Raw genomic sequence first — 26,942 nt, 5'->3', positions numbered from 1 at the left:
TTGTCAAATACTAATACCAAAAAGGTATAATATGGACCTGCGACACCTTAGCTACTTCCTAGTGCTGGCAGAGGAATTACATTTTGGCCGGGCCGCCGATCGCCTGCACATTTCACAACCACCCCTTACCCGGATGATCCAGCAGATAGAGTCTGACCTGGGCGTGGTACTTTTTGAACGAACCAAGCGAAGTGTCAAACTGACTCCTGCCGGAGCCGACCTACTGAAAGATGCCAAACAGATGGTACAGCAGATGCAAACCCTGAAGAAACGCCTGGCCACACACGGACAGGCCCTCCGGGGTAGCATCAGGGTCGGGTACGTAGGAGCCGTTATGCACAGTCCATTACCTACTCAGTTAGCAGATTTTTCCCGAAGTAATCCCGATGTACAACTCCATTTTGAAGAATACCCCAACCAGAACTTGCTGCATGAATTGAATAACGGAACGCTCGATGCCGCCTTCGTCCGGACCTGGCTACCTACCGACAACCTGCAGGAGGATCTGATCCTGAGCGAGTCTTTTGTAGCGGTACTGCCCGCTCATCACACATTGGCTGAGAAAGAAACAATTAGCGTTAGTGAGTTACAACAGGAGAAGTTTATCACCTTTAGCCGCGAATGTGGCCCTACTATATTTGACAGCTTTGTGGCCTTATGTACCAAGGCAGGGTTTTCACCACAGATCCTACATCATGCCTCGCAGCTAAACTCGGTATTGAGACTGGTCGAAAGTGGCTTTGGTGTCTCACTGCTACCCCAGCATACTCAGAGAGGATACAACCTTAATCTTGCCTATATACCACTCGAAGATGCTACCGAAACAGTGCCCTTGCTAATGCTCACCCGCAAAGAGAATCCCAATCCGGCTTTAAACAAGTTGAAGCTACATCTAAAACCAGTATCTACTCCCGGACAGTATGAGTAGCAACAGTACCCTCATATTCTTTATCGTCTTTGAGGAGGCTGGAACAGATAGGCAAATCTAAAAATTAAGGTTATAATGAAGACAAAATCAGTACTAACCATTTTACTGATATACCTGGCTCTTATTGCCAAAGCTCAAAAGCCAAATATCATCGTCATTATGGCGGATGATCTTGGGTACAGCGACATTGGATGTTACGGCTCCGAAATTCACACACCAAATCTGGATGCACTGGCCGCCAAAGGCGTAAAGTTCACCCAGTTTTACAACGCCGCTCGCTGCTGCCCCAGCCGGGCCTCACTACTTACGGGCGTGTACCCTCACCAGGCAGGTATGGGTCGCATGGTAGTTACCTCGGCCATCAAAAACCGTGATCCTGAAACACCCAACCAAGGCTGGCTGAGCCGTAACACCGTCACAATAGCCGAAGTACTTAAGCAAGCCGGCTATCAGACCTATATGTCAGGTAAATGGCACGTGGGCGAAGAGCGGCCTGACTGGCCCCTACAGCGGGGTTTCGATAAGTACTTTGGCCTCATTAGCGGAGCCAACAGCTACTACCGCCTGCTGCCGGGAAGACTGATCCTCGAAGGCAACGAGCCCTACGAAATACCCGAAGGATTTTACTTCACCGATGCCATCTCCCAAAAAGCCGTAGACTATATTGACGCCGCTGCGGGCAAACCTTTTTTCATGTACGTAGCCTACACGGCTCCCCACTGGCCGCTACACGCACCCGATGAAGAGATGGCGAAGTACCGGGGCAAGTACCTCAAAGGATGGGACAAACTACGGGAGGAGCGCCACCAGCGACAGAAGAAGATGGGACTGCTTCCCGCCAATTCGGTGCTTTCAGAACGTGATCCAGCTATCCCGGCCTGGGAAACGGCGCCAGATAAGGACGAGTGGGACCAGAAAATGACAGCTTACGCCGCCATGGTTACCCGTATGGACAAGGGTATCGGAGAGATTGTAGCCAAATTGAAAGCGACCGGTCAACTGGACAATACGCTGATCATGTTCCTGTCGGATAACGGCGCTTGTGCCGAAGAACTGGACGGACGGGCCAAACGTGATCTGGGTGAGGAGGCCTACGAACGCTCGTTGGTCACCACACCGGGCGAGAAAGGCTCTTATGTAGCTTACGGAAAAGAGTGGGCTAACCTGGGCAACGTGCCGTTCCGGCTGTACAAGAGCTACACGCACGAGGGGGGAATATCCACTCCCATGATTGTGCACTACCCTAAAATGGTAAAAAAAGCTTTTCAGACCGATCAGGCGGGGCACATCATGGATATCATGCCTACCTGTCTGGAACTGGCCGGGGCCAGCTACCCGACCACCTACAATGGCCACACCATCAAACCTGCGGAAGGCAAAAGTCTGATACCGATCCTGCAAGGCAAGGTCCGTCCTTCCCATGAGTACATAGCCTGGGAGCACTTCGACAGCCGGGCTATCCGGCAAGGTAACTGGAAGATGGTATGGTCCAAAGAGGGTAAGAAATGGGAGCTGTACGATCTATCCAAAGACCGCTCGGAGTTGCACGATCTGGCAGGTACTATGCCCCAAAAGGTGCAGGAACTACTTAAGCAGTACACGGCCTGGGCTAGCCGCGTGGGAGTGAGTGAATGAGAAGGGGTGAGGGATGATTTAAATTAAAAAACTTGTAGCCTGATATAGATTTGAATAAAAGCGATACAATCTATCTACTACTTGTCAGTCCCCCCCGGCGATTATGCCTATTAATCGAGGCTTTATAATACTTAATTGCCTCCTCTCAACATTCCTTTTGAATCTATATTCACTTTGAGTTTGCACCAAAAGAAAAAACCACTCACGCTTTAATACGTAAGTGGTTGATTTACAAGTGATCCCGACAGTATTACAACCTTGATAATCTATTTCTTTCTCTTGTTATCAGGATTTATAAATAATTGCCACACTTGCTTAATTCTGATCATTCTTATAGTATCACCACTTATCGCAAATGTTTCAGTCATGTTTCAGTTGAGGCCCAAGTTTCAGTCATGTTTCAGTAAAGTTTCAGTTGCCTCCGATACCTTCTTGTCAGATGGATCACTGCCATTCTGCCGCTTCCGGTAGACACTATTCAAACTATTTACCGCCTCATCATCAAACGAAGATAGGTAGGTTTCCGTAATTTTGATACTACCATGCCGAAGCCCCTTGCTGATATCATAAATACTGGCTCCCGACTTACGGGCCAGCTCCGCAAAAGAGTGCCGCGCCACGTGGCTGGATATATTGCTGGGGTCATCCAGTTTGGCACTCTTGGCTATCTCCTTCAAATCCCGGTTGATCAGATAGGTCTTTGACTCAATCTGGGATTCCAGAAAATACTTATCCGAAAAGTCCTTGTCGTCTGATAAGTACGGAAACACAAACTGATCCTTCTTCTTCCCATCCAGGTAGGGCTCAAGAATCCGCACTGCCTCCTCCACCAGTAACAACCCTCTTATCCCGGCATCGGTTTTTTCCATGGTATACCTCATCTGCAGGCGCCCATCGGCATCCCTATAAAAATCACCTACTTTCAACATAAGACAATCCCCGATCCGCATGCCGTGTACGTAGAACTGAAGCAGAAAGACATTCCGGGCGTGGTACCGCTTCTGGGTAGGGTCCAGTTCCAGGGCGGCAATGCGCTCTATTTCCTCATAGGTTAGTTTTCGGCGATTGGGTTTATTCTCCTTCTTGCGCTTGACCCGCTCAAAGGGATTCCGCATATCGATCAGCTCCTCATTCAAGGCTTCATTGAATATCCTGGTGAGCCTTTCCAGAGATTTATTGACTGTACTCTGCTTATTGCCCTTGACCGTCCGCTCCCAGCTCTCGTAGTCCTTTACCAGCTTCACAGTAATTTCCGTAAAGCCGATAGTTTGCAACCCAAGAAATTCTTTAAACTTCGCCAGCGTAGCATCAAAGTTTTCGGCGTGCCGGGGTTTTTCCTTCCTGATACGTTCTACCTCCTGCTCAAAGAAGGCCAGGTAGCAGGTATCAGCGGTTGGTTTGTTAGTTGATGAGGGCGCAGGTAGTAAGGGTTCCGCCTGGCGTTTTAGTTCAGCCTGAATCTGCTCCACCGTCAGATCACCGTTCTCCTTCTGCAACCCCTCCACCACTTTGTAAATGGCTTCAATCCTGTTTTTGAGCGTCAGGTTAAATGCCGTTGCCTGCGGACAGGATGCACTGATCCAGTTGGCCTTATCAAACGCCGCCTTCGGGTTGAAGTACTTCTGTTTGGATAGTCTGATGACGGTACCCTCCCGCTTGTGCTTACGCTGGGCGGTATAGCGAATCATCACCGAATAGGTACCATCTGAATTGGGTTTGCTATTCAATTCAGCTTTCACACTCACTGCCATAGGCTGCTTTTACTTTGGAGGTCCGTAGAATATTGACTCAATCGTCCAGATCTTTTGAATATCTTCCTTTACAACACTGACCGTAGGCCCATCCTGATCATCACATTCGAGTGTCAACCAGCCCTGGGTAACCAGTTCGTTCTTCCGAATCCTACGGACCACAATTTCACCCGCAAAGTGTACGACCACCAGACCCGTGGTGTACTTCCACCGCTCCTCGGGCACTTCGGCGGCGATCACCTGCCAGCCCGGCAACAGAGCCGGCTGCATGTAATCATTGCCAATCTCGACCAGGATGGAATTCTTGGGTACCGGCCGGTTCCCCAGATCGACGCGCCCCATCTTATCCCAGTCCGGGTTACGGCGCTGCCCCACCTTGACCAGCGGTACAAAATTGGCTACATAATTGCCTCCCCCCTGGCGTTTGTTCATTATAATATCTTCGGTTACGCCCAGGGCCTCCAGAATTCGTTTTAAGGCATCGGCCCGAAAGCGCTTGGTCTTCATATAGCTGTTGACCGAAACAGTACTAACCCCCAGCTTTTCAGCCAGCTCTTTCTGAGGTATCCCGTGGCTTTCCAGGTATTTCCTTAACTGATCCCCCTCGTGCAGATCTGGCGACAGCATACCACTCGTGGCGGCCCTAAGGTCTTCGGGCAATGTTTCGTCCGTGAATCCCAGCTTGGTATGGATACGCTGCCACATCCTGTTACTGATGGGACGCTTGCCGGATAGCATCATGGAGAGGTTGGCGGGAATAATTCCAACTAGCTCAGCAAAAACAGTTTGCTTGCCATCAGCATACTGATCGATATACCGTTTGAGCTTGGCCGCCCGGACCACATTGCTATCTGTCATATCAATTTTTATAAGTTTATATATTTTATGATAATTTAGGTTAATTTTGCTAGTACAAGAATAGATATACCCTTAGAAAAGGTACTAAAAACTTTGATAACGCAATAGTTTTCGCCTGTGGGCGGTATAAATCAATAGACTTATGGCAAATGCAAATCAACAAAGCTCCCCAAAAAATGCGCTAACCGTCCCCCGGTCCAGCGTAAAAGAAAGAGTGAAAGTCTTTGGATATGAGCGAGTTTCGAAGGAAGCGGGCTTGAGGTGCTACCAAACGCTGTTAAACTACTGCAATGGTAACAAAGCCCATACTTCAACCGAAAATGCGATCCTGTCCGCCCTGGAACGACTGGAGGCTGATCGCATCCGACAGACCAACCAGATAAATAATACCTATAATCAGACCGCCTTTCAGGTTGTCCCCCTCAATGATTTTAATATCTTGAAAGAAGAAGTGAATCTTCTGAAAGGACAACTGGAGATCCTGATGAAGAGTCAGCTGGCTGCTCACCAGTGGGTCAATACGAAGAAGGCGTCTGCGATCCTGAATTGCAGCCAAATCACGCTACACAGGAAGAAAGACGCGGGAGAGCTGGAATTCCGGATGGTGGGACGGCGAGTAGCTTACAACATCAACAGCCTTATTAAATATCTGGAGTCGAAGCACTTCAAGCCCGAGGTGATCAACGAGCGCGTCATGACCGCGCTCTCTAACTGAAAAAAATTATCTGTTTTATTTTTTTATATTAGATATTGTATTAATTTTGATAAGTCAAGTATGACAAAACAGCCCGAGAGCAAGACCCCCGGGCTGTTTAATTCAAATCAAAATTAATAGACAAAGATCATGAAAAACGGCAACAAAATCAACTACATGGTATCCCAGGGAAAGGGCCAGTACTTCAAGCGGGACGGCGACTTCGTCAAGATCGTCTGTATCTACGACTTCAATCCCTCCATCGAGCGGACCAAGTATAATCAGGCTATGATAGAAGCCCTTCATTGCGAACCCTGCACCGAAGAGGACTTTCTGGCCGCTGAGCGTAGTGCCTGCCAGCTCCTTGGCCTTCCAACGCTGACTCCAACAATCTCTCATAACTAGGCCGATGAATCTATCATCCGCCGAACGAACTGGCCTGATCCTGCTTAGTGCAGGATCGGCTTACCTGCTCTCCCGTGTACTCGTCGGTATCTGGGTCCATCCGTTCCCACTTCCCGCCCGAGGTATTCTCAGTGTTATGCTGCTGCTTGTTATCCTTATCCTCATCTGTATTTGTTATGATCAAGCCAAATACACGTTCCAGCGATATCGCCGCCCTGTTTCGTTTCCTGGCCTTCGTATTCTTATTGTCCGTTGGCACCGGTGTCTGGACTATTTACGTCCTGCTCTGCAACTATTCAGCAAGTCATGAACAGCAGCAACCTAACGCCAAGCCTCCCACCCGACAGACCACGGCCCTGCGATGACTGCAGCTGTCCCCTGGGTATTTGCCGACGTAGTGAAGCGGCCTACCAGCAGCAGCAGCTCCATTATCAGGCCTTACAGCAGGGAGGCATTGATCTCTACGATACGAAAGGAGATTATGCCCTGACGGAATACTATTCAGAATAATCTTTAACCACACAATTTTATGTCAGCAGTTATAGACCTCCCCATGGAGGCCAGGGAAGCTATTGCCCTTCCCGCCCCACCCAAAATATTGCCCCAATGTGACAAAAACACGGTCCTGCGTATCACCTACCTGCTGCGGCATGTCCGGGAGGAATATGAGTTTGAAACCCACAGCCTGGGGGAGATGAAAGAGGAGCTGGATAACAGTCTGAGCGAATGGGAAAACAGGTTGCAACAGGCCATCCGCTACGAATAGGGCACTACTACATTATCATTCATTCACTTTATACACTCAGCACTTATGGAAAATCAGAAAGAAAAAACCCAGGAAATCACCATACAGACCCAACCGGAAAAAATTGAGGTCGAGCACAAATCTTATCAGATTGTCAGATCCGATGAGGAATCGGGTGAAATGCTTGTCATGGATAAGTACCTGTACTTTGAAGGTCGTCCGCGAGAGTATCGCTTCAACGGACAGAGCGGCCAGTTCAACCTGTACGGTGATCGTATCCTGACTGATGAGAAGGGCCGTACATTAACCAGCTTCTCATTTTTGCCTATTGCCTACCGGATCTTCGAAGATCAGTTATTTGGCCGTACGGTTCGCGAATTATGGGCGGAGATATTCTTTATAGATGACGAGGATTGTGTATCGTCCATCATGTTCAATAACACTTCAGTCAACGAGCTATATCGTATGATGGAGCCGATTCTGTACGAGCGGCAGACACTATGTGATGTAACAGTTACAGTACGGCCGGAGAAGGTATTCAGCAAGGCCGATCCTACGAAGTCTTGGTTCATTGCCCGCTTCTCCTACGAGACTGCACCGGCGCATAAGGTGCGGGAGTACCGGGAGTACGCCCGTGATCATCGGGTATATCGCAGTGAGACCCTGACCAGTGGGGCCAAACACAAGCTCATTTCCCGGACCTTCTACAATGCGATAGAAACCCTGGAAGATTACCATAATACGTACGATTCAGCACTTGGCACATCATCCCCTGATAGCCAGGGAGCGGCCTAAAATATCACTTCTCAACAACTAAACAGCGGGCTCCACTTTGGGGCCCGCTTACATCTTATACTATGGACGCATTACAATGTGATATACTAGGAGTGCCTAATGCCCCTAAACCAGCTATGGTACCAGACCATACAGCAGCGGAAAATAAGAGCATACCCCCTCCCAACGAATGGACACCCGTAGCCCAGCTACCAGAGCTTTCCTGCCGGGTACTCCTGCTATTCGCTCAGCATGGCATTGGGGGAGAGTACCATTGGTCTACGGGTCATTGGGATCACAGACATAAATCCTGGCACGTCGACTCAAAGCACTACCTCGGCATGGAAATCACCCACTGGCGAAATGCCAAATCACTCAACGTTCCTCCTGTCACCTACTCATGAGTAACAAGGAAGACAAGTCAAATTAAAATATGAGTACTATGTTTTCACCCGATTTTTACCCAACTCCTCCTGAAGTTATTGCTCACATGATTGGCACAAATGACATATACGGGAAAACCATATTAGAGCCTTCTGCGGGCAAAGGAGACCTGGTAGACGCCCTGAAAGCACAGGGAGCTACGGTCTTGTGTTGTGAAATGCATCCAGAGCTGGCCGAAATTGCCGCCAGTAAGGCCACCTTTCTTGCGTACGACTTCCTTGGATTGCGATCCGAACAGATCAGCCACATTCATGCCATCTACATGAACCCCCCCTTTTCCAATGCCGATAAGCATATCCTGCACGCCTGGGAGATTGCGCCGGATGGGTGTCACATTGTAGCTCTATGCAATGCGAACACATTGGACAGAGACCATACACAGGGACGCAGACAGTTGACCGCGCTACTCCGCAACTACGGCACCCGCATCAGCCTTGGTAATTGTTTTGCTCAGGCCGAACGTACCACCGATGTGCAGGTGGCGCTGATCAATCTCTATAAGCCCGCCTCTGCCGACAATTTTGATGGGTATTTCTCGGATGAAGCCGACGATGAGCTTCCGGAAGGGAACGGCCTATTGCCCTACAATGCGGTCAGGGAGGTAGTACAGCGATACGTCAATGCCCTACGCCTCTATGATCAGGTAATAGACAATGCCGTATCAATGAATAGCCTGGTTGGAGAGTTTGGTATTGAAAAGTTAACATTCACCTGCCGGGAGGGCGAAAAAGACCGCAGCCGGGAGGAGTTCCGGCGGGGCCTGCAGAATAAAGCCTGGGAGTGGATCTTCCGCAAGATGGATATGGAGAAGTTCGTAACCAAGCGGCTTCGGGATGACATCAACCGCTTTGTAGAGCATCAGACCAAAGTTCCCTTTACCATGCGGAATATCTACAAGATGATGCAACTAATAGCCGGCACGCATAGTCAGCGCATGGATAAGGCATTGATTGATGTCTTTGACCGCCTGACCCAGTACCACCATGATAATCGCTATAACGTAGAAGGCTGGAAAACCAATAGCCACTACCTGATGGGCGAAAAGTTCATCCTGCCTTATATGGTAGCTCCTGCTTACCATGGTGGTATGACCCTAAGTATCAGCTCTCACAATACCGATCTGGTGGAAGACTTGGTAAAAGCTTTATGTTACATCACCGGTCGAAACTACACCCATATAGGTAGGCTAAACGCTTATCTGCACGAGGAGCTACCTCTGGCCCCTAACGAAAGTACCCGCCGGTACAGGGTATTTGAATACGGCAAGTGGTATGAATGGGGCTTCTTTCGGATCAAGGGCTTTAAGAAAGGTACGATGCATTTTCAATTTCTGGATCTGGATGTGTGGGCCTTGTTTAATCAACACATTGCCAGGATCAAAGGGTACCCCCTTCCTGAAAGTGTAAGTTGGAAAGCTGCTTGAATGACTACAAGAAATAAAGTATATGCCCAAACCCAATGAGCAAAACAAAAGTAAGCTACGATAGAACCTCCTTCCTGAATCGATGGCGTGAAAGACGTTACTCTCGTCCTTGTACCTGGGTAATTATTGGAGTACAAGAATATTGGTTCGGACCCGAAAGCTTCTGTTATAAAATATGCTTTTTCGGGTTAGAAGTGCAGGTATGGTTCAAACGAAAGTTCTTATAGAGGGTAACACATGAAAGATAGTCTCATTATTGGCTACGTTGGCCCCAGCTTCACTACGCTAACAGCCCAGGCTATTGAAGCGGCAAAAGCTCTTGAACTGGCCAGGGTGCATTGTCCACAGCTGATCATTATAGACCCTGCCCGGGTGGAGCTGGATAAGTTGAACGAGGAGCGAATGGAAGAGATCCGTACGATGAATCGCGATTCTTTTACCCCTGTCATATCATGGGATGAGTTTGCCTCCTTGTCAGATCAGGAATTTAAGGAGCTGGCAAGGCAGTTGGAGCCGCCTCCGCCTCCCGTATCTCTATTCCCGGATGAAGTAAAGCAAACGATAAGGAAGAGGGGTTACACCACGGAGATGGTACTACCCGTAGTGATACCTCCCGAACCCAAAGGCTTCCGAACGTTTGTTGTGGATGGTATCGAAGTCAGAGCAGCTACCTGGAAGGCTGCCAGAAAGAAAGCCAACCGTCTTAACGACCGCAGCGGCGGCCGCACTAATGTCGTCAACATCAATTCAAAGATTTAGCCTTATGGAGCAACCTCTAAACCACTTCTCATTCACGATCACGAAACAGGGACCGCCTCCGGAGTACAATACCTATATGTGTATTACCCCGGAGTCTGTTCCTGTATTACACCCCTTCGTTGAAATTGAAGCACTCCAAGGCGAGGTAAGACAAATATCTGATGGCAGGACTCTCTATAAGCTAAATCTTACAGCAGAGAAGCAGCATATTTTCAAAGAAGCACTTATCAAGGCAATTTATCCCACATTAGACAACTGATCCTTGTCAGCAATATCCTGAAGTTAAACAATACATATATATACTGTATATTGTGCACAAATGCGACTAGGCATAATTAGTCGGTCGAACTCCCTAAATATTTTAACTAGCCTCCCAAAACCACCATGAACAGAATAGTAATATTAGGAAACGGCTTTGATATGGCCCATAACCTTGCTACTGGCTACCGAGACTTTATTAAGTATTTAAAGGCCGAGTTTATTGATTTCGTAAACACTGGTAGTGAACAACAAATAGTAGTCGAACACAAACTATTCTATTTTACACCTGGGGAGGGAGTTCAAATTAATGAAACTATACCCCTAAAGGCGGTATTTGATCCTCCTAAACCAATTAATTCTTGGGACGAGCTTTTGAATAACGCGTTGATAAAATACAACAACAACCTTACAGTTAAGGCGCAGGTATCTTACAAAAATAGGTTACTTGGCTACGTATTTAATAGCTCAAATATTGTAACATGGGGTGGCTTTGAAAACGACTACAAGGAGGTTCTAACTAACATTATGCTGGGCAGAACCCCAACTAAGAACGGGCTTAACTTTAAGGGTTATACTGTCGAGATGCTGAATAAAGATCTTGGAGAGATTATAGAGCTACTATATATTTATTTAAAGGAACATATTACCATTCCCAAATCATTGGATCAGGAAATACTCCCACGATTGTTAACACAACCGATGAGAGAGTGGAGAACTAATAGCAATTCTATTTCAAAATATGGTAAAATTTCATTGATAGATAAAAATGGCGAAGCCGAAAAGTTAGAACATGTGCTATTTCTAAGCTTTAACTATACTTCTACAATTCAAAATTACCTATTTAAGGATAGTAATTTTCCCGCTATTGACAATTGTAACTTAGATTATAATAGTAGAAACAGAATTACTACCTCATTAAGGTACATCCATGGCGACTTAAATGATGGTGTCCCAAACTCTCTTATATTTGGATATGGTGACGAGCTAGATGAAAATCAGGCCCTTCTTGAAACATTAAATGATGAATTTTTAAGGCACATAAAATCCGTCCTATATACTCGCAGTCCCTACTATCGCGAAGTCATTGATTTCTTAGATGCGGATGAATTCGATATCATCATTTATGGACATTCATGTTCCAACACTGATAGGACGCTTTTAAATACATTGTTTGAGCACGAGAACTGCATCTCTATTCAGCCTTATCTTCACAATAAGAGTGATATGTCTATATACACGAATATTTACCGTTGTTTCAAAGACAAAAAGCTGATGCGTTCCCGTGTAGTCGATCAAACCAATACAATACGGGGCTGGGCATAACTATACTTCCGTAGCATCTCTGATTTTCTCCTAAAATTTGAGCTGACCCCACTACCCAATTTATTTTGATGTTGCAATATTGTTTACGTCAATTATTGTGTACAACGGAATTACATCCCTGGCAGTAGTGGTAAAGCCTACTCCTTTTTTGCCAAATCTCTCCTGCTTTAACCCTGTTAAAATTCCTCTCATCTCCTCAGGCGTCTTTACCTGAAACAGTACTTTGACCTTATCGAAATGGCGCCTTGAAGTCATTCTATGGAACAACTCAAAGAATCCACTCGTCTTGAAGGTATAGGTAAACGGAAACCATTCTAACTCGTTTAAATCAGCTATATAGTGGCAAAGCAAGTCTGACTCAATGAGAAGATCTTTTGTAAACCCATCTGGAATCCGTTTTAAAATGATTTCAGCAGTAGCGCTATAATAATTCTTTGAGTAAATCATCTTATAATACCTCTCAATTGCTTTGCTCTCAAAGTTAAGTTCACAATATGATTCTGCGGTTCTTTTTGATGTTGATCCATTCGCGAAATAGTACCTATTGTACAACAGCTCTTCCACTAGTACATATTTCTCATTCTTTATGCCTATGGCCACCAGGTACAAGAATAACTCATGAGCTATAAATCTAAAATTGTCAAATTCAAAGGTAAGATAGCCATTCCTTTCTGCTGAGGGATAGAACAGTATCGTTATTTTTTCGAGAAACTTTAATAGAATATCAATATCGAATTTATACTCATCCCTTAGTAGCTTATCAAAGAACGTAATGAAGTCATCTCGTAAGGGCAAGTATTGATTAATAGAATCAAACAGGAGCTTTTCATAAGTTACATTTTCTGACACTTTACTGTGTATTGAGTACTCTTGAAGAGCTGTAAAGAACTCATTTAGGAATTCTTTAACAATGGGGTTTACCCTTTGAGGGTTCTTACTTACCTGGCTATCGAATCCCCTGATGATAAATGAAGTTTTAAACGTAGAAGATGCCTCTTCAAATAAATATGCAGGAGGTGTACCTAACTTAGGTTTTACATGGGCAGGTCTATTATAAATGCTTCTCAGTAATTTTTCGTAATTTATTTGATACTTTTCATTGGTACTAAAGTCTATATATACACTGCCTTTAAGGAATGTAGGGAGGTAAGCCATCTCATTTTCATCACACTCGACTATGATAGGTATAAATTTATTCTGCTTTGTATTATTATAAATATTTGGACTTATAATCATAGTTTCTGTACCAACGCCTCCACTTCGTTGATCCGCCTTCTCTGCGTATTTTTTATCCAGGATCATTAATACCTTATCGGTCTTCTCTGACTCCACATTAGATTCCATGAAGTGATACTTATCATTACCTTCCTTCAAATCCCATTTGTCAAGGATTACATCTACTCCATCAGACCTTAATCTTTCAGAAAGGTCTAGAACCCAGGTTTCATGATCGGGACTGGACCAGCTGTAAGAAATAAAGACCCTTCTGTATAGTAATCCTTCTTTTGTTGCTACCTCCATTAAAACAGTATGTATAGTTATTATTTGATTATCCTCCCGTATCCAAGCCAGATCCAGCGGTTTGTACCATACACTTCTTACCCCTGCCCTAATCAGGGCAATGAAAATGAGGTTAGCAATTGGCTGGTATAGCTACTACAACTGGCTTGGTGTGGGATGATGCAATATACTCATATTATCTATCAGGATCTGATTTGAGAACCACTTCAGTTAGCACTTTGCCCCTGATACTGAGCAGAATAAAAGGAAAGTAAAAAATATTTTAGATATAGTATTAATTTTGATAATTCATTTTTATATATTTGGACTATCAATTTGTACTGCAAAGCGACGCGGAGGTAGGAGCCCGTATCGCCTTGCATAGTAGAAACTTATTGCAAGTTTCTTGCCCCGTAGCTGCTCCTACCACTACGGGGTTTCTTTATGCCATTGATTAAATAATTATCTAATTATGATAAGTTTACATCAACTCCCCTGACCGCACCAGCGGTCAGATCTAACTCTATCTGCAAATCTTGAACATAGTATGGTATGAATGGCTATTCAATTCAGAAGAGGTGGTTTAAGTTCTCGTTAGAACATCCCGAAGAGCCCATATTGGGCAATCACGGTCACCTGCTCTGGTTTATCTCGGAAGAGTTTAATGGTAAAGGCTGGCCGGATCGCCTACGCCACGATGTGACAACCGGTATGAATACCCTGCACATCGGTTCCTGGAACACGTATAAGAAGTGTCTCGAGGATCTGGAAGGCTGGGGCTTTATCTCGATCCTGCAGCGGGGACGAAATCAGTACGTGGGTTGGATCATTACCCTGGCGGAGAACGAACAGAACTATACGCCCAAGTTTGCTTCATCAAAAAATGACAAAGCACTTGACAAAGCTGACTGCGCTTCATCAAAAATTGAGGAAGCACCTGACAAAGCTCCTGATGAAGCAACCATTCTGCCCGCTCTGTCAAAAAATGACAAAGCATCTGACCAAGCAACCTTCTCCGCTTCGTCAAATATTGATAAAGCACCTGACGAAGCAAACCCCGTTGCTCTGTCAAAAATTGACGAAGCACCTGACGAAGCAAAAGATCCCTCTATAGATATATTAAATAAAACTATTAAAACTCTGGAGGAGGAAAACATTTTAAACGAAAATTCCACCTCCTCCTCTGAGAGTGAAGTTCCGGATTTTGTCAAAAAAAATCGGGAGGGTGCCGTCCCTTACACCCCTACCCCCGTCCGGGATCTGGACTACTACCACCAGGAAATGCAGAAAAGTGTCAAGCTCAAAGATGCGGCCTTTATGTGGGCCAATCGGGAAGGGTACGAGCTGACAGACGTCCTGTACTTCCAGATCATGGCCGACTTTATCCAGGAAAAGAAAGGCCTTGATTACGTCCCTCAGCCCAATGACATCAAGCCCCATTTCATGAACTGGCTACGCATACGCATCTCATATCTACAAAAAAATAAACACCGCAATGGAAACAGTAATCACACAGCACCAAGAAGAGGCAGTACTCTACGCCCTACGTCCATCGCCCATTCTGACTACGGAGGAACAGGAAGTCGTTGCACGGTGGACCTCCAGCGAGAGGGTACTTCCTGAACTGACCGAGGAAGAAACCCGTCAGGTCATTGAAAAAGCCCGTTTTGATAAGGGTCAGAGTCTCTATAATTCCGCTTACAACAAGATCATCAAGGGAGATGTGACCTACCCTACTATTACCCCACACGAGTTTCTGGACCTGATTGTCAAGCGCGCCAATGCCCGGTTTGCTGATCGTGGGCAGGACCGGACCTTCTCGGTAGATGACGACAATCGGGATGTAATCAACCTGCTCTGTATGTACTTTACCGATGACCCGCGGTTTGAGGAACAAACCGACTCTTCGGGTAAGAAGTACTCCCACCGTAAGGGGATCATGCTCGTCGGTAAGAGAGGATGCGGAAAAACGCTACTTATGGAGATGTGCAGCTTCAACCCGAAGCTCCCCTACTCGATTTCAGTCTGCCAGAATATCGTCAATGAGTTCCTGAAGAAAGATCAGGCTATGTCTACCCTGAGTAAGTACTCCGACAACCCAGCCAATCTGGATGCCTACTCACACTGGGGGCATACCTGGATGGGCCGCTTCTTCGATGACTTCGGCTCAGAAAGTCAAGCTATAACCTACGGCAATGAGCGCAACGTCATGGATGATATTCTGATGGAGCGTCACCGGTCTCTGCCCTATATCAGTACCCATATCACCAGCAACCTTACTTTGAAACAGTTAATGGACATCAATTTTTATGACGAACGCCTGCTGGATCGCATGAAGGAGATGTTCAACGTCATTGAATTCCCCCCTACTGCTCAATCACGCCGTCAGTAATCACTATTGCCATACTACTCAATCATCCATGAAAATCACCAAACTCACCAAACAGGAACTAGCCGAAGGTCTGACTCTTGAAATGGTCAACCGCGTGAATATGTACAAAGGGTACAGCCCCATCCAGCTACGGCAAGGCGATGAACCCATCCACCTGCTCAAATGCTCTGCCGGCTACTGGGTACGTAATCCCGAAGGGGAAGGATATCTGCGCGATGAACGGGGTACCCTGCTGGTATTCGACGAACGCGAATGTCAGATCGGCCGGGCCCGCTACCTGCAGCACTACGGTTTCGAAGAGAAACAACTGAAGGCCGAGAAACTCATTGCCTCCTGGCTGGAAGAGGTACGTCAGAAGCTGGACGCGCTGAAACTACGGGTAGAGGTTCTGGAAGGTAGCGTCAACGGCCGGGAAGGTATGCTATCGCAGATCCTCAAACAGCATAACCCCACCGCCTGGGCCAAACAGCAGGCACAGGATGAAAAGGAGCTGGGCCGCCTGAAACCTCAGTACGAAGAACTGGAAGCCATGTACCAGCAAAAAGAGTTTGTTGGTCTGCTCGGGATACTGGATATCAAAAAGTTCGATAGCCTGATGCTGGTAGCCCGGCTTAATAACTCATCCGAAATGGAGGTCCTGAAAAATACCTTCAGTCGCACCCAGATCGACAATTGGGATGGAGATACCCTACTGATGTACGCCCGTCTGGAAGTAGAGAAAGAATACGCCGGAATCTAATCTGACCCATGCAGCATACCATTCACTTTCCCGATGCCCGGTTTGTGGGCGCCATTGATCCCGATCTGCATATGCCCGGAGTTGCCATCTGGGACCGGATTCTTAAAAAATGGCTCTGTCACCAGTCCATTTCCAACGATGAAGTACTGGGCTTTCTCCACCAGAATTACAAGCGGAGTGAGCTGGTGATCTTTCTGGAAGCGGGCTGGGTCCACTCGAAGGCCAACTTCCGGGGAGGCTTCGGTACGGATGCACATACCATTGCCAAGAATGTCGGGGAAAACCACGCCATGGGTAAGTTCCTAAGCGGCCAGCTCAAAAAGGCAGGCTTTCAGGTGGTCGAGATCGCACCGCTGGTAAAGAAGGTACTGAAGGTAAAAGGGAAGTGGACACCCATCGGACGCCGGCACGTGGATACTGAAAGTGGCATCAAAAGAATGAATGATGATGTCAGGGATGCAGTTTGGATCGTCATGCGCTACCGGTAATGTTCCCCTATGCCCAACCCAGTACGGAGCAGCCCATTCGGGAAGGCCAGTCGGTAGAGATCCGGTACGAGCCCTCCCACAGTGGCGACCCTATCACCATACCCGGTACCGTCGTCAGGGTTGATCCCCCCTACTGTTACATCGATACTCCCAATCAGAAAAATCAAAAAGTACACCGCAAACATTTATCCCCTCTTTGAAATGAAAAACACAACATTTACACACATTCTCAGACAACTAAATGACCCTCGGGTTCAACTTGCCTACATAGATCTTTTTTGTGGAGCTGGCGGTACCTCGACCGGAGTTAACCGTACTGACTGCGCCCGGGTAGTGGCCTGCGTCAATCATGATCCCATGGCCATTGCTTCTCACAGTGCCAATCATCCCAATGCCATGCACTTTGTTGAGGACATTCGTGTCCTTAACCTCAGCAGCCTGGTGCATCTGGTACAGGCCATCCGTAAGCAGTACCCACACATCAGGATCGTGCTCTGGGCCAGCCTTGAGTGTACAAACTTTTCTAAGGCCAAAGGAGGCCAGCCCAGGGATGCCGATAGTCGTACCTTAGCCGAACACCTCTACCGCTACGTGGAGGACCTACAGCCTGATTATATTCAAATTGAGAACGTAGTAGAGTTCATGAGTTGGGGGCCGTTGGATGAGAATGGAAAGCCAGTTTCCCGGAAAAATGGCAGGGACTGGCTACACTGGCGGGAGCATATTTGTGAATACGGATACCGCGACGACTGGCGGGAACTCAATGCCGCAGACTTCGGCGGCTATACCTCCCGCAACAGGCTATTCGGCATATTTGCCAAATCAGATCTACCCATTGCCTGGCCCAAACCCACGCATGCCAAGAATCCCCAAAAGGACAGCCTTTTCGGCTCTTTACAGAAGTGGAAGCCCGTTCGGGACTGCCTTGATTTTTCCGATGAGGGAGAAAGTATTTTCGGCCGGAAGAAACCTCTTGTAGAGAAAACACTGGAAAGGATCTATGCCGGGTTAGTAAAGTTTGTGGCGAATGGCGACGATAGTTTCATTACCAAATTCTTTTCAGGACGACCCGAAGGCAAAAACACATCTTTGAACGTTCCGGCTGGTACCATAACCACTGCTGCGAATCAGGGATTAGTTAGCGCTACTTTTCTAGTCCAAAGCAACGGAGGTTTACCCTCAGCCAAGGTAACCTCAGAAGAGCAACCTGCCCGAACCATCACCACTACTGATAACAAGGCAGCTGTGTTTCTCACCAAGTACAACTCTACCAATCCGTCCTCTATGAAGGTAAGCCCGGGTGTAGATATAAATGATCCGGCTCCTACGCTGGGTTGTCAACGTTTACCCTCTTTTGTACGTGCAGAGTTTATGTACAAATACTACGGGAATGGACATAACCTTCAGGATTCGGATGTGCCGGCCGGTACCATTACTACCAAAGATCGGATCTGTGTTGTCTTCCTCGATCAACAGTACGGTAACTCTAAGCCAGCTTCTACTGATCATCCTTCAGGATCTATTACAGGTACCCCAAAAATGAATCTGGTTACCTGCAATCAATGGCTGTTGAGGTATCAGTTCGATGAGTCAGGGAGATCTATTGAGGAGCCCTCACCAACCATCCTAACATCAGGGAAACAGAACTCTCTGGTCACCTGCGAGCCTTGGATCATGAACTACTATTCTGGTAGTCCTGAGTGTCGGAACAAGTCATTGGATGAACCTTGCAACGTGGTACGTACTGAAAATTGTCAGTACCTGGTAGCCCCCCAGTGGATTCTTCAGAATCAGCATGAAAACAAGGGTAAGTCATTGGAAGAACCAGCCCCCACTTTACTAACAGGTACTCACCACTACCTGATGAGTACCCAGTTCAATAATATAGGCCGAACATTGGACGAACCTTGCCAGGTTATTACGGCCAACAGGAAGCACCACTACCTGGTACAAACCGAAACCGGTGAAGCCGCCATTCTGATCTACCCTGAGGACAGTCCGGCCATGCAGCGCATCAAGGTATTCATGGCGGCTTACGGAATTATTGATATCAAGATGCGGATGCTTAAAATTCCAGAACTTAAGCTTATTCAGGGCTTTCCCTCCAACTACATTCTAAAGGGTACACAGACGGATCAGAAAAAGTTTATCGGCAACGCTGTCCACTCTGATGTGGTGGAGGCCTGGTGTCGTACCCTTAGTCAGCAGCTAAATTCTTTCGTAAAAAAACTAGTAGCCTAAGAAATTCAATGGTACACACAACCATCTATCCCCATACCAACCGCAAGCATCGAAAAGGACACGTACTCCCCTTTGCTCTCTCGGATGTCCTTTTTATCCGTGGAGGATCCAACTGCTCCTACTTTATACTCAAGGGTGGTAAAGAATGGCAGTCTACTTATACAATGGTGTTCTACGGGCAATACCTGCCTGATCACTTTGTTCGCATCCAGCGCAGCTACATTATCAATCGGTGGGAGGTGAAGCGAATCTGTGAAGACACGAAGAAAGTACAACTGAGTGACGGTACGGAACTGTCTGTTTCGCATCCACAATGGAAGGCAATTAAATATCAATTACAAAGGCAGTAAAATTTCCATTTCGATTAATAACATGAAAAATTCCCATTATCCCTTCTACCTTGAATTCCCCGACGTAGCCAGTAAGGTAAGAAGGCATCTGACTGAACAATTCAAAAAGCAATTTGGCCCCTACTTCGCCGGCACCACGCCGGATGGTAAAATTTGGTTCTCCTTCGACTCCCCCAAACAGCTAGAAGGCTTCCATGTTAGCACCCATCTGCTTTACAGAGGCATGTTAGGATTGCAGACAATTGATGAATCAGTGAGCGCGGAAACCGTGGGCTTTTCGCGCGTTGGATTTAAATGGGAAGTCTACGACAAAAAGAAGTAGCGCTACGATTATTTTTTTGCCCAATAAATTATCATAATTATAGTTTTATTTAATTTTAACATTAACTTTGATAGCCAATTAAATAAACATCCCCTTACACTATTACCAACATACCCCATGGAAAAACAACTGTTTGCCGACGTGCCCGAGGAGGAGCGCTCGAAGTACCTGCGCGATAATTGCGACCGCGTAGAGCCCACTACCTACATGAAGACCTTTGAATCCGAAGAAATCAGCGGTTTCAAGGATGAACTCTCTGAGCTGGACATTGAGATGGAAAACATCCAGGAGGCCAAAAAGGAAGCGATGGAGGAGTTTAAGCTACAACTCGAACCTGTTAAAGCGCGTCGTAAGGAACTACTCAGCAACATCCGTTTGCAGTCCGTAGAGGTCAAAGAGGACACCTTCATGTTTGTAAATGAAAAGGAGCGGATGGTAGGTTTCTACAACGCCAAAGGGGTACTTGTCAAATCCAGACAAGCCCGCCCGGGTGAGATGCAGACAACCATATTCTCAGTCACCCGTACCGGTACCGACGACTAATCCGGCCCTCTCCCATTTTACCCAGACCATCCATAAACTCATCCATCTGAAATAAAGCCATTCATGAAACCAGAATACCATTTTGATATTAAGGTAGAGGGTGATACCCTTACCATCCGCGAAGGCAAAGCCCTTGAATTAAAAGAGCCACAGTCGGTAGTCCTCAAGGGTGTATTGGACACTCCGCTGGTGTGGCTGCAAAAGCGTATCGGCCTGATCAACCAGCATCACTGTCACATAAAGGTAGACCGCCACCTGATGATTATCGTGATGTTCATTGAAGAGCGTGATCATTATCAGGATGTGATCACAGGTATGTTGGAATATCACCCAAAATTCCTGGAATTTGGCATTAATAGCGGAAAGTATAAGTCACACTTTGAGATGGCTGACTTCTTCAAGATGAACCGCTCATTCTTTGAGAACTTTGAAGTGGCCAGTAAACTGGTATCGGATCTACGGAATTTCAAGGCAAAGGTTAGTAAGGAAGTAGAAAAGTCTGACGACAATCGGGGTAACATTTCAGAGAAAACTCAACAGATCGTTGAAAGCAATCTACCAGAAGCCTTTAAGCTAAACCTCCCTATATTCAAAGGCACTGATAGGCAGACCATAGAGGTAGAGGTTTATATCCGCGCCTCGGACTTCTGCTGTACGCTCATTTCCCCCCAGGCCAATGACATCATTGAGCAGATGCGTGATTCACAGATAGATCAGGTATTGAAGGAGATACGCGAATTAGCACCGGACATTGCCATTATTGAGTGCTGATTCTACACCTCCGGGCACTTCCTCCGGAGGTCTTTCCCTCTATCCCAATCTATTCCCCCACCATGAAAGTACATATCAAGCAAACCTGTCCGGCTTGCCAGGGCAGTGGAAAACCAAATAATCCAGCATGGGAAGAATTTAAGCAGTGGAGCAAGACCGTGGGAGTCAGAACGCTGGAACAGGAGCACCATAAAATGAAGGAGCTGGGCCTTACCTGGGATGGCCCCAACCGCCCCTCCAATACCTGTACCCCCTGCAAAGGTACCGGTGAGATAGAGCAGTGGGTAGAGCTGGAAGAGATAGCCCCTCAACTAAGTAGTATGCACCTGGCCGAGAAAGGAGGTCTGTCGTAATGGAATACCCTGTACAATATACTGCTGAGCAGATTCGCGCAATTCTGGCCGGTCAGAAGACACAGGATCGGGTACCAGTCGAGCCCCAGCCGATCTGGAATGTAGAGGTAGATGGAAACCTCTACGCTGGTGATTACACTGACTATGTTAAAGTGGATGGGCATCCGGATTGGGCCACTCGCTTTACCAATAAGAACTGCCCTTACAAGGTAGGTGATACCCTTTGGGTACAGGAGGACTTCGCACTTCATTTTATGTGGGCTGGTGCGGAGATACAAGAATGGATCCCTGGACCACTATCTGGAACTCCATGTATTTGGTATAAGGCTAATAACAGTTCAGTAGGCGGATGTACAGATGGGCAAAAAGAAAAAGGCTGGCGTAACGCTGAAACTATGCCCCGCGAAGCCTGCCGACTGGTACTGGAGATTACTGATATCCGCTTAGAACGACTACAGGAACTTTCAGACGAGGATGCGAAAGCGGAAGCTCCATTTATATCATCTATCATGAAAAAGTATTGGCCACAGTTAAAGGACAGTATAGAACGATCAATTGAATTCGTGGAGTTCGGTCACCGCTGGGAGGAAATCTACGGAGAGGGTAGTTGGGGACGTAATAATTGGGTATGGGTCAGAACCTTTAAAGCCATTCAGAAAGGAGGTGCGCTGTGCTAGTAAGAATCTTATTTGAGTACCTCACTGAGCTTATTATGGCCGCTTTTATTCTGGCAGTAGTGGTTGGCTTCATTTATCTGTTCAAGCTGCTGTTCCCGCTGGATATTATCGCATTGGCCGCCTATATCGGCTACGAGATGTACCGCTCATCCAAGGAGAAAGGAGAGGAAGAATGAGAAACACGCAGCTACGTAGGATGGAAGAACAGGTACTGCTTCGTCAGATCTGTCTGGAAGGGACCACAACCACTGAGGAAAAGCTACTGAGTATTCGTGATGCTGAATTTATTGAGCATTGCCTAACTGTGCAGACTGCCCGCTCCCTGATGGGTTTAGGCAAACAGGTCAGCAACAGGCAATACCGGCAGGTACACAGTCATCTACTGGAAAAGGAAATAGCAGAGTGCTATGAATTGGGCCTGATGCCAACCATCCCAGTAGGTGCAGAGGATATTATCAGCCTTGAGTACCTGTTTCGATTTCGGTACAGCATCCTTAATGCATCTGGCCAGCAGCGTACTAATTATAAATCTGAAATCATGGCAAGTACAGAGGACACGGCTTTATTGGTACTGCAGGATCAGCTTAGAAAGAAAAGTCAGCGGCTAAAATCCGTGGATGAGGTAGATAAGCAGATATACTCCATCACCATCCGGGACGGTAGCGTATACCGGCCGTATCAAATAGAATTGATTGATGAGAAAGGAGAGGAAGAATGAAAAGGTTTGTGATGTGGTTTGAGGCCCATTTCCTTGGCTATCCCTACTACCGTGTAACCTATCAGGATAGCAGGATTACCCGACTGCTTACTTACAGTGAAGCAAAGGCATTGACCGAGATCTTCCATGGAAAACTTTGGCTTGACTACAATGCGCCTCTTTACGGGCGGACATAGGGACAATGTTTCATTAAGACTAACCCCACTACCTCTTATGGATTTAGAAGTAAAACAAGTAAAGGTTTACAAGTTCAAAGATGGAGCCAACCTGGTAAACATCTACATCGAGCCGCTGCCCGAAGGCAAAGGGCGGCTGATCGTTTCTACCCAGTACAAGATATTCCAGCGCTACTTTGACGGCTGTAATCCGGACATCTGCTCCTTTATTCTGAATCGGGGATTATATGGTATTTGCTACGCCTTAGATAATGGGTTAGTGGGATCGGTTGAGTACTTGGTAACACAACTTACTCCAATCTGGGATGAGTTTGAGGAGGAGCTTAGAAAGGAAGTAGAGCAAAAGGATACTCTCTACCTTACCATTCCATTTCGTAAGATATGGTATAAGACAGAGAAAGGATTCAAGTCCAATAAGATAGGTCTGGGATTGACTCAATCAAGGGTTGATGTAAGTGACGAAACCGGAAGTAATTGCGGGTATATGATTGCTCGGTTGGGAGGAGGGTTCGAGGTTGGCCTAAATAAAGACAAAGATTCAGCCTACTTCGCGTATCCTGTTGATATATGGAACTCTTACTCTGTGGCTACGAATCGTCCCTTTGTTGCCATAGAAAAGAAAGGAGGTGATGCCCAATGAACCTCCCATTCAGCACCAATTATAAGGACGGCCAGCTCAATCATTTCGTAGAGAAGATCATGGCCTCACTGCCCTCTTCCAAGCCTACGTACTATGATAACCGCTTTGATGAGTATAGCGATGATCTGATTCAGTACGGCCAGTGGATCAAGCCCCTATCCGATAAGGGAGTCAGGTACCGGCCCGATATGAAGCTGGATAATGTCCTTCCGAAACTACACACGTTCCGCAGAGATGAGAACGGACGATGGCAGGCCGGTAAAGTCATCCACGCTACGCTGTTTAACCGGACTAAGTTTTCCTGGCAGTTTGCCATTATGCCCTGTATTCGTGTCCAACCGGTCCTAATGACCCGGGAGGCTCATAAACGCATGGAAGTACGATTTGGCTTTGCCAATGCTACCCCATACAGTACCGAGGAGGAGCTACTGCCCATCGCCATCAATGATGGATTTGAGAATCTGGATCAGTTCGAAGAATGGTTTCTGCCCAAGCCCGGCCAATGGGATGGACGAATTATTCACTGGACGCAAAAAGTCTACTAGCCATGCCTTACTACTGTACGAAAAAGCCCTACCCAAGTCAATTAGAAGCCCAGGCCGCCCTGGGAAAGATCAAGATTGGCCTCAAGAATAAGCCCCTCAAAAAGGCCTATTGCTGTGAATTCTGTGGATTCTATCATGTAACATCTATGACCAAAGGAGACCTCAAAAAGGCGAAAAGAGGGGAAACCAAACCCAGTGTAAATTTTTATCAGAAGCCTAAGAGGTAACACCTAAAAAACGAACATACTATGAAAGCTGAAATAACTCCCATTGAAGAGATTATTCAGGTCATCCGCAGCCTGAATACTACTGAACCCGTCACGTCGGACAATGCCTATATGGCCTCCCGGCAGATGCACCACCTCCTATACCCCATGAAGCCTCTGCAAAAGCTGCAGCACAACGTAGAGCACTGTAGGGAGCTGTTCCTGCTTATCACCCAGCAGAGCGCAAAAGCCAAGATCAATGTCCATGCTCTACCCACCGAGCTGGTACTTGTAGGAGAGTCGGCTAATCCCACCAAACACCATATGGTAACCATCAACTACAACGGTTCGGTAGATTACACCATAGATAACAGTCGGGCTGTGGTCAACTGCTTTCAGGTTGCAGATAAGATTCGGGCGCTGGGCTATGATGCAATGGGCTATACAGCGAAAGGAGGTGAGCTCCATGGGAAAAGAATCTAACATCGAATGGACAGATGCTACCTGGAACGTTGCCCAGGGTTGCACGAAGGTAGATGCCGACTGTAAGTATTGCTATATGTACCGGAATAGCTACAACAAAACCCGGTACAACCCGATGGAGGTGGTAAAGACCAAAACGGTTTTCAAGCTACCCCTCCGAATCAAAGAGCCCAGCAAGATATTCACCAGCAGCCTGACTGACTTCTTTCACGAACAGGTAGACCCATTTCGGGAGGAAGCCTGGGATATCATCGAACGCTGCCCGCAACATACTTTCCAGATTCTAACGAAGCGCCCCGAGCGGATTAAGGACTGTCTGCCCAAGAATTTAAACGTATTTGATCCAAATGCTAAGAATTTCCTCAATAACGTTTGGCTCGGCACCTCGATTGGTAGTGAGTCCGGAGTGAATCGGATCGACCAACTCACGCCGTACTGGTGGTGCGTCCCAGTCCTTTTCCTGTCCCTTGAACCGCTACATGGCCCGATCGCCCTGGGTGATATCCCTGAATTTAATATGATCGACTGGGTGATCGTCGGCGGCGAATCTGGCAACGACTCGGGTGCCTACCGCTACCGTCCCTGCCAGGTCGAATGGATCGAACAAATCGTCGAGGAGTGCAAAATTGAAGGTATCCCAGTCTTTGTCAAACAGCTGGGCACCCACTTGGCTAAGGAGTTGAAGCTAAAAGACCGCCACGGCCGTAACATGGAAGAATGGCCCGCTTACTTGGATCATCTAAAAGTTCGCCAATTCCCTGAAATCAGTATTTCAGAATCAACTCCTGATAAAGGTTTAACCGTCTAACCGAACTCTATGGAAAACCTATCTTTTGTACTGTGGATGCTCCTGTTTCCGGTCATGTGTACCCTAAGCGAATACATATCCTCAAAAATTGATAAGCCCCGGAAAGAGTATAGTGATGAAGTTGAATGGCATGCTTTACTATGCCTAATAGCCTTCTATATTCTGATTGGCTGCACACTTTACCGCCCGTAAATCACTCAGTTAACAAGCTATCTAACTCATAAATAAATCTCCATGAACACAGATCAGTCACCCCCACCAGTACTCCTCTGGGCCATTGTCTCCATGATGGGACATCAACAGATAGCCGGCATGCTGGATGAATACCAGATCGGCGGTCAGTCTTTTATCCGGGTAACCGTACCCGAAACAAGTAAACAGCCTTCCTTTACCAGGCTGCTGACCTCTAACGCCGTGTACAGCATTGATTTCTGTGATGAGCAGACCGCCCGATGGAAAGCCGAGAATCTTGATGCGGCTCCTATTGCCTCCTGGGATGCCAACCAGATGATAAGGCAAAATCTCGAAAGAACAGGTCAGGTTATCATCAAGCGCAGTCTGTTGCCTGAAACTGCTCAGGATACCAGTACTCCATCAAGCAGTCAGTCTGGGGAGGAAGATGATGACTTCTGACCTCCTAAACATAGCGACTACCCGTACGATCAATTCAGATAACTGATAGTACTATAAACCAATAAGTTTCAATCCAGTGACCGACCGCAGCGGCGGACCGCATCAATGTCGGTCACTCATTTTAACTTTCAGATGGAAAACACACCCACAGCCCGTCCCCTACTATCCCCTGATTGTCGTTTACGTGACCGTTCTTTCGAAGCGATGCTGATCCAACGCCGGCTCCACCCACGGGAAACCGAAATGATCATCGTTCCCCGTCAGGGTGAACCGAACCGTCATTACCAGATTCCGCCCATTACTACCTTTCTGTATCACCTGAATTAAGCCCCGAAGATTACTACCACGTATACTCAC

The 26,942-nt window shown here is 46.9% G+C and carries 34 protein-coding genes; 30 read left to right on the top strand and 4 right to left on the bottom strand.

What is annotated here, in order from left to right; genetic code table 11:
• Positions 1–31: 31 nt before the first annotated feature.
• Positions 32–928, top strand: a complete 897-nt coding sequence (locus tag JUB14_RS14820; protein WP_207507075.1) for a LysR family transcriptional regulator — start codon at positions 32–34, stop codon at positions 926–928.
• A gap of 75 nt (positions 929–1,003) precedes the next feature.
• On the top strand, positions 1,004–2,563 hold the full coding sequence (locus JUB14_RS14815; RefSeq protein ID WP_229367842.1) for an arylsulfatase: 1,560 nt from the start codon (positions 1,004–1,006) through the stop codon (positions 2,561–2,563).
• A 389-nt stretch (positions 2,564–2,952) separates the two neighbouring features.
• Here the strand turns inward: JUB14_RS14815 and JUB14_RS14810 are convergent, their stop codons facing one another.
• Entirely contained in the window at positions 2,953–4,314 is a 1,362-nt protein-coding gene (locus JUB14_RS14810) for a site-specific integrase (RefSeq protein WP_207507074.1), read from the bottom strand.
• 9 nt (positions 4,315–4,323) lie between these two features.
• The gene (locus JUB14_RS14805) at positions 4,324–5,172 is read right to left on the bottom strand and encodes an XRE family transcriptional regulator (RefSeq protein WP_207507073.1); all 849 of its coding nucleotides are present in this window, start codon (positions 5,170–5,172) and stop codon (positions 4,324–4,326) included.
• A 142-nt stretch (positions 5,173–5,314) separates the two neighbouring features.
• On the opposite strand from JUB14_RS14805, the gene JUB14_RS14800 reads away from it, so the two are divergent.
• Together JUB14_RS14800 and JUB14_RS14795 are read left to right on the top strand one after the other, a co-directional pair.
• Positions 5,315–5,887 carry a helix-turn-helix domain-containing protein gene (locus tag JUB14_RS14800; RefSeq protein WP_207507072.1) on the top strand — a complete coding sequence of 191 codons (573 nt, stop codon included), beginning with the start codon at positions 5,315–5,317 and terminating at the stop codon, positions 5,885–5,887.
• A gap of 129 nt (positions 5,888–6,016) precedes the next feature.
• Positions 6,017–6,271: a hypothetical protein gene (locus JUB14_RS14795; protein WP_207507071.1), complete on the top strand. Its 255-nt coding sequence runs from the start codon at positions 6,017–6,019 to the stop codon at positions 6,269–6,271.
• A gap of 13 nt (positions 6,272–6,284) precedes the next feature.
• On the opposite strand, the gene JUB14_RS14790 is transcribed toward JUB14_RS14795, so the two are convergent.
• Positions 6,285–6,530 carry a hypothetical protein gene (locus JUB14_RS14790; protein WP_207507070.1) on the bottom strand — a complete coding sequence of 82 codons (246 nt, stop codon included), beginning with the start codon at positions 6,528–6,530 and terminating at the stop codon, positions 6,285–6,287.
• A gap of 47 nt (positions 6,531–6,577) precedes the next feature.
• Between JUB14_RS14790 and JUB14_RS14785 the strand changes: the two genes are divergently transcribed.
• The 7 genes from JUB14_RS14785 to JUB14_RS14755 all read left to right on the top strand — a co-directional run bounded on the left by JUB14_RS14785 (position 6,578) and on the right by JUB14_RS14755 (position 12,000).
• Positions 6,578–6,781: a hypothetical protein gene (locus JUB14_RS14785; protein WP_207507069.1), complete on the top strand. Its 204-nt coding sequence runs from the start codon at positions 6,578–6,580 to the stop codon at positions 6,779–6,781.
• A 19-nt stretch (positions 6,782–6,800) separates the two neighbouring features.
• Entirely contained in the window at positions 6,801–7,037 is a 237-nt protein-coding gene (locus JUB14_RS14780) for a hypothetical protein (RefSeq protein ID WP_207507068.1), read from the top strand.
• 45 nt (positions 7,038–7,082) lie between these two features.
• A complete protein-coding gene (locus JUB14_RS14775; RefSeq protein ID WP_207507067.1) occupies positions 7,083–7,811 on the top strand; it encodes a hypothetical protein in 729 nt (242 codons plus the stop codon).
• A 62-nt stretch (positions 7,812–7,873) separates the two neighbouring features.
• Positions 7,874–8,194, top strand: coding sequence for a hypothetical protein (locus tag JUB14_RS14770; RefSeq protein ID WP_207507066.1), 321 nt, complete (start codon positions 7,874–7,876; stop codon positions 8,192–8,194).
• Between the two features lie 86 nt (positions 8,195–8,280).
• On the top strand, positions 8,281–9,657 hold the full coding sequence (locus JUB14_RS14765; protein WP_207507065.1) for a DUF4942 domain-containing protein: 1,377 nt from the start codon (positions 8,281–8,283) through the stop codon (positions 9,655–9,657).
• 237 nt (positions 9,658–9,894) lie between these two features.
• Entirely contained in the window at positions 9,895–10,416 is a 522-nt protein-coding gene (locus JUB14_RS14760) for a hypothetical protein (RefSeq protein ID WP_207507064.1), read from the top strand.
• 384 nt (positions 10,417–10,800) lie between these two features.
• Positions 10,801–12,000, top strand: coding sequence for an AbiH family protein (locus JUB14_RS14755; RefSeq protein ID WP_207507063.1), 1,200 nt, complete (start codon positions 10,801–10,803; stop codon positions 11,998–12,000).
• Positions 12,001–12,060: 60 nt separating this feature from the next.
• On the opposite strand, the gene JUB14_RS14750 is transcribed toward JUB14_RS14755, so the two are convergent.
• On the bottom strand, positions 12,061–13,521 hold the full coding sequence (locus JUB14_RS14750) for a toll/interleukin-1 receptor domain-containing protein (protein ID WP_207507062.1): 1,461 nt from the start codon (positions 13,519–13,521) through the stop codon (positions 12,061–12,063).
• 531 nt (positions 13,522–14,052) lie between these two features.
• On the opposite strand from JUB14_RS14750, the gene JUB14_RS14745 reads away from it, so the two are divergent.
• The 19 genes from JUB14_RS14745 (at position 14,053) to JUB14_RS14655 (ending at position 26,912) form a co-directional block, all read left to right on the top strand.
• The gene (locus JUB14_RS14745; RefSeq protein WP_207507061.1) at positions 14,053–15,123 is read left to right on the top strand and encodes a hypothetical protein; all 1,071 of its coding nucleotides are present in this window, start codon (positions 14,053–14,055) and stop codon (positions 15,121–15,123) included.
• A 797-nt stretch (positions 15,124–15,920) separates the two neighbouring features.
• Complete coding sequence (locus JUB14_RS14740) at positions 15,921–16,631, top strand: hypothetical protein (protein WP_207507060.1); 711 nt, start codon at positions 15,921–15,923, stop codon at positions 16,629–16,631.
• An 8-nt stretch (positions 16,632–16,639) separates the two neighbouring features.
• Positions 16,640–17,119 carry a hypothetical protein gene (locus JUB14_RS14735; RefSeq protein ID WP_207507059.1) on the top strand — a complete coding sequence of 160 codons (480 nt, stop codon included), beginning with the start codon at positions 16,640–16,642 and terminating at the stop codon, positions 17,117–17,119.
• Complete coding sequence (locus tag JUB14_RS14730) at positions 17,119–17,319, top strand: PilZ domain-containing protein (RefSeq protein ID WP_207507058.1); 201 nt, start codon at positions 17,119–17,121, stop codon at positions 17,317–17,319. Before JUB14_RS14735 ends, JUB14_RS14730 begins: the two co-directional genes overlap by 1 nt.
• A 1-nt stretch (position 17,320) precedes the next feature.
• Entirely contained in the window at positions 17,321–19,360 is a 2,040-nt protein-coding gene (locus JUB14_RS14725; protein ID WP_207507057.1) for a DNA cytosine methyltransferase, read from the top strand.
• Between the two features lie 8 nt (positions 19,361–19,368).
• Complete coding sequence (locus tag JUB14_RS14720; RefSeq protein WP_207507056.1) at positions 19,369–19,710, top strand: LytTR family transcriptional regulator DNA-binding domain-containing protein; 342 nt, start codon at positions 19,369–19,371, stop codon at positions 19,708–19,710.
• Positions 19,711–19,732: 22 nt separating this feature from the next.
• Positions 19,733–20,032: a hypothetical protein gene (locus JUB14_RS14715; RefSeq protein ID WP_207507055.1), complete on the top strand. Its 300-nt coding sequence runs from the start codon at positions 19,733–19,735 to the stop codon at positions 20,030–20,032.
• 117 nt (positions 20,033–20,149) lie between these two features.
• On the top strand, positions 20,150–20,575 hold the full coding sequence (locus JUB14_RS14710; protein ID WP_207507054.1) for a hypothetical protein: 426 nt from the start codon (positions 20,150–20,152) through the stop codon (positions 20,573–20,575).
• A gap of 63 nt (positions 20,576–20,638) precedes the next feature.
• Complete coding sequence (locus JUB14_RS14705; RefSeq protein ID WP_207507053.1) at positions 20,639–21,346, top strand: hypothetical protein; 708 nt, start codon at positions 20,639–20,641, stop codon at positions 21,344–21,346.
• A 62-nt stretch (positions 21,347–21,408) separates the two neighbouring features.
• Positions 21,409–21,699, top strand: coding sequence for a thioredoxin domain-containing protein (locus JUB14_RS14700; protein ID WP_207507052.1), 291 nt, complete (start codon positions 21,409–21,411; stop codon positions 21,697–21,699).
• Complete coding sequence (locus JUB14_RS14695; RefSeq protein ID WP_207507051.1) at positions 21,699–22,376, top strand: ASCH domain-containing protein; 678 nt, start codon at positions 21,699–21,701, stop codon at positions 22,374–22,376. Before JUB14_RS14700 ends, JUB14_RS14695 begins: the two co-directional genes overlap by 1 nt.
• A gap of 35 nt (positions 22,377–22,411) precedes the next feature.
• Positions 22,412–22,552 (top strand): hypothetical protein, encoded by a 141-nt coding sequence (locus JUB14_RS14690; protein WP_207507050.1) that lies wholly within the window; start codon positions 22,412–22,414, stop codon positions 22,550–22,552.
• Positions 22,549–23,094: a hypothetical protein gene (locus JUB14_RS14685; protein ID WP_207507049.1), complete on the top strand. Its 546-nt coding sequence runs from the start codon at positions 22,549–22,551 to the stop codon at positions 23,092–23,094. The genes JUB14_RS14690 and JUB14_RS14685 overlap by 4 nt, the downstream gene beginning before the upstream one ends.
• 213 nt (positions 23,095–23,307) lie before the next feature.
• On the top strand, positions 23,308–23,910 hold the full coding sequence (locus tag JUB14_RS14680) for a hypothetical protein (protein WP_207507048.1): 603 nt from the start codon (positions 23,308–23,310) through the stop codon (positions 23,908–23,910).
• The gene (locus JUB14_RS14675; RefSeq protein WP_207507047.1) at positions 23,907–24,455 is read left to right on the top strand and encodes a hypothetical protein; all 549 of its coding nucleotides are present in this window, start codon (positions 23,907–23,909) and stop codon (positions 24,453–24,455) included. The genes JUB14_RS14680 and JUB14_RS14675 overlap by 4 nt, the downstream gene beginning before the upstream one ends.
• A gap of 248 nt (positions 24,456–24,703) precedes the next feature.
• Positions 24,704–25,144 (top strand): hypothetical protein, encoded by a 441-nt coding sequence (locus JUB14_RS14670; protein ID WP_207507046.1) that lies wholly within the window; start codon positions 24,704–24,706, stop codon positions 25,142–25,144.
• Positions 25,128–25,952 (top strand): DUF5131 family protein, encoded by an 825-nt coding sequence (locus JUB14_RS14665; protein ID WP_207507045.1) that lies wholly within the window; start codon positions 25,128–25,130, stop codon positions 25,950–25,952. Before JUB14_RS14670 ends, JUB14_RS14665 begins: the two co-directional genes overlap by 17 nt.
• Positions 25,953–26,186: 234 nt before the next feature.
• On the top strand, positions 26,187–26,585 hold the full coding sequence (locus tag JUB14_RS14660; RefSeq protein WP_207507044.1) for a hypothetical protein: 399 nt from the start codon (positions 26,187–26,189) through the stop codon (positions 26,583–26,585).
• A gap of 132 nt (positions 26,586–26,717) precedes the next feature.
• Positions 26,718–26,912 (top strand): hypothetical protein, encoded by a 195-nt coding sequence (locus JUB14_RS14655; protein ID WP_207507043.1) that lies wholly within the window; start codon positions 26,718–26,720, stop codon positions 26,910–26,912.
• Positions 26,913–26,942 lie beyond the last annotated feature (30 nt).

The sequence above is a fragment of the Telluribacter humicola genome (assembly GCF_017355935.1).
Lineage (GTDB): Bacteria > Bacteroidota > Bacteroidia > Cytophagales > Spirosomataceae > Telluribacter > Telluribacter humicola.
Note: the sequence above shows the minus strand (reverse complement) of the source record. Positions and strands in the feature narration are given on the sequence as shown.